This is a genomic window from Kitasatospora sp. NPDC091335, from assembly GCF_044757205.1.
Lineage (GTDB): Bacteria > Actinomycetota > Actinomycetes > Streptomycetales > Streptomycetaceae > Kitasatospora.
The window spans coordinates 149,462-152,105 of sequence record NZ_JBIVUM010000020.1; the positions used below are offsets into that span (position 1 = coordinate 149,462).

4 protein-coding genes are annotated in these 2,644 nt (G+C 73.8%); 3 read left to right on the plus strand and 1 reads right to left on the minus strand.

Annotation, left to right across the window (positions count from 1 at the left end):
* Positions 1 to 145 precede the first annotated feature (145 nt).
* Positions 146 to 793 (plus strand): alkaline shock response membrane anchor protein AmaP, encoded by a 648-nt coding sequence (locus ACIQOW_RS33155; protein WP_401091246.1) that lies wholly within the window; start codon positions 146 to 148, stop codon positions 791 to 793.
* Positions 794 to 875: 82 nt separating this feature from the next.
* On the opposite strand, the gene ACIQOW_RS33160 is transcribed toward ACIQOW_RS33155, so the two are convergent.
* On the minus strand, positions 876 to 1,637 hold the full coding sequence (locus tag ACIQOW_RS33160; RefSeq protein WP_401091248.1) for an SDR family oxidoreductase: 762 nt from the start codon (positions 1,635 to 1,637) through the stop codon (positions 876 to 878).
* 172 nt (positions 1,638 to 1,809) lie between these two features.
* On the opposite strand from ACIQOW_RS33160, the gene ACIQOW_RS33165 reads away from it, so the two are divergent.
* Both ACIQOW_RS33165 and trxA read left to right on the plus strand, forming a co-directional pair.
* Positions 1,810 to 2,217, plus strand: coding sequence for a MerR family transcriptional regulator (locus ACIQOW_RS33165; RefSeq protein WP_401091257.1), 408 nt, complete (start codon positions 1,810 to 1,812; stop codon positions 2,215 to 2,217).
* Positions 2,218 to 2,220: 3 nt separating this feature from the next.
* Positions 2,221 to 2,553 carry a thioredoxin gene (trxA, locus tag ACIQOW_RS33170; protein ID WP_223245275.1) on the plus strand — a complete coding sequence of 111 codons (333 nt, stop codon included), beginning with the start codon at positions 2,221 to 2,223 and terminating at the stop codon, positions 2,551 to 2,553.
* The last annotated feature ends 91 nt before the right edge of the window (positions 2,554 to 2,644 follow it).

Consider the following 2,644-nt stretch of genomic DNA (forward strand, 5'->3'; position numbering starts at 1 on the left):
GGGGGGGGGGCGGTGGGGGTGGGCCGGGGGGGGGGGGGGGGGGCGGGGGGGGGGGGGGGGGGCGGCCCGGGGGGCCCGCCCCGGGCCCGGGCCCGGGGGCCGGCGGCGCCGGGGTGGCCGGTGGCGAGGGGCCGGGGGCGGCCGGGTGAGGCGGACGGTCGTCAATCGGGTGCTGCTGGGGGCGGTGGGGGTGGTGCTGTTCGGTGTCGGGGTGCTGGTGCTGGCGGGTGGGCTCGACCTGTACCGGAGGCTGGGCGTCCAGCCTCCGGGGTGGTGGCCGCTCACCTCGCCGGACCAGCCGGTGGTGAGCGCGCGGTCGAGGGGGCGCTGGGTGGCGTCGGCGTGGTGGTGGCCGACGGTGATCGGCGGGCTGGCCGTGCTCGTGGCGGGGACGGCGTGGTGGCTGGTGGCGCAGCTGAGGCGCAGTGGGCTGTCGAGCATCGCGGTGCCGACGCCGGGGGTGAGCGGGCTTCGGCTGCGGGTCGGTGCGCGGGCGCTGGAGGAGGCGCTGGAGAGTGGGACGGCGGTGCTGCCGGAGGTCGAGCGGGCCGGAGTGCGGTTGGTGCGGGCGCCCGGCCATCCACGGTTGCGCGGTGCCGTGCGGCTGAAGCCGGGCGGGGACCCGGCAGCGCTGGTGGAGCACTTCGAGGACGGGCCTCGGGCGGATGCCCTCGGGAGCCTGTGGCTGGCGGAGCTGCCGGCCGAGCTACGGATCCGGGTCTTGCAGGCGGCCCCCGCCGCGCCGCGGCGGGGGCGGGGTCGGCGGGGGCGCAGGCAGCCACGGGTGGAATGAGCGGAGCGGACTGGTCGGAGGTGATTGGTCGATCGTGACTAGTCAGGATTGGAATAGTCGGGAGTGATGCAAGGGGCGGAGATCACAGGGAGCGGAGAGCGCCGCCGTCGACCGGGACCATGATGCCGGTCAGGTAGGAGGCGGCGGGGGAGAGCAGGAAGGCGGCGACCTTGCCGAACTCCTCGGGGGAGCCGTATCGGCGGAGCGGGATGGCGGCGCTGGCCGCGGTGCGGGCGGCATCCGGGTCGGCGGCGAGACCGTCGAGTTCGCGGACCCGGTCGGTGTCGATCCGGGCCGGGAGCAGGCCGAGTACCCGGATGCCGCGGGGGCCGAGCTCGTCGGCGAGGGCCTTGGCGGCCATGGCGAGGCCAGGGCGCAGACCGTTGGAGATGGCCAGGCCGGGGATCGGCTGGCGGACCGAGCTGGAGAGCACGAAGGCGATCACACCGCCGTCGGGGAGTGCGGCTGCGGTGGCGCGGGCGAGGCGTAGGGCGCCGAGGAAGACGGACTCGAACGCGTCGCGCCAGGCGTCCTCGGGGGTGGTCTCCACGGGCCCGGCCTTGGGGCCGCCGACGCTGATCAGGATGCCGTCCAGGCGGCCGAACTGCCGACGCGCCTCGGCGATGAGGCGCTCCGGGGTGTCGGGAGCGGCGTTGTCGGCGACGAGGCCCCGGGCGGTGCCGAGAGTTTCGAGTTCGGCGACGGCGGTGTCGACGGCTTGCCGGGTTCGGCCGCTGATGAGCACACGGGCGCCGTCGGCGGCGAGTTCGCGGGCGCCGGCGAGGCCGAGGCCTCGGGTGGCGCCGGTGACGATGTAGGCCTTGTCCTTCAGTCCGAGATCCATGGGGACATAGTGCCCGCTGGGAGTTGCTGATGGGGTGGGCTTCGCCCTGCGTGCCTGCGTGCCTGCGTGCCTGCGTGTCTGCGCGGCTGTGCGTCTGCGGGGTTGAGGCTGGCGTTGACGTTGAGGGGAAGGTTTACGGTCGTTGTCGGAAGTGCGGGAGGAGTGGTTCGGCATGCGGATCGGGGAGTTGGCGGAGCGGGCGGGGACGACCACGCGGGCGTTGCGGTACTACGAGCAGTTGGGATTGTTGCCGGCCCGGCGGGCGGGCAACGGGTACCGGGCGTACGACGAGGGGGATCTGCGGTTGCTGCGGGAGATCCGGATGCTGCAGGACTTCGGGTTCGGGCTGGAGGAGACCAGGCCGTTCGTGGAGTGCCTGCGGGCGGGGCACCCGGAGGGGGACTCGTGCCCGGCCTCTCTGGAGGTGTACCGGCGGAAGTTGGGGGAGCTGGACGAGTGCATCGCCCGGCTCCAGGACGTGCGGGCTCAGGTGGCGGGGCAGTTCGAGCGGGCGGTGAAGGCCCGGGACGAGTTGGCCGCCGTCGAGGAACCGCCTCTGTGTGAACTGGTGAAGGAGTAGACGATGGTGCAGATCACGGGTGTGCCGGCGGTGACGGACGAGACGTTCGCCACCGAGGTGCTGGCGGCCGAAGGACCGGTGCTGGTCGACTTCACGGCGGACTGGTGCCCGCCGTGCCGGATGATGGCGCCGGTGCTGGCGGACATCGCACGGGAGGAGGCGCACCGGCTGCGGGTGGTGAGTGTGGACGTGGACCACAACCCGCGGACGCAGGCGGCGTACGCGGTGCTGTCGATGCCGACGCTGATGGTGTTCCGGGACGGGCAGCCGGTGCGGTCGGTGGTGGGCGCGCGGGCGAAGGCGCGGTTGCTGCGGGAGCTCGAGGACGTGCTCTAGTGACCCGGTCTTGAGATCTGCGGTCGCCACGTGAGGTGCGTTGCGTTTCAGTTTCGGCGTGGTTGTTGTCGCGGGTGGTGACGCATCGACA

Excerpts from the sequence above, each read along its gene's own strand:
- ACIQOW_RS33160 (WP_401091248.1), bottom strand. The coding sequence starts at position 1,637 with ATGGATCTCGGACTGAAGGACAAGGCCTACATCGTCACCGGCGCCACC.
- ACIQOW_RS33165 (WP_401091257.1), top strand. The coding sequence starts at position 1,810 with ATGCGGATCGGGGAGTTGGCGGAGCGGGCGGGGACGACCACGCGGGCG.
- trxA (WP_223245275.1), top strand. The coding sequence starts at position 2,221 with ATGGTGCAGATCACGGGTGTGCCGGCGGTGACGGACGAGACGTTCGCC.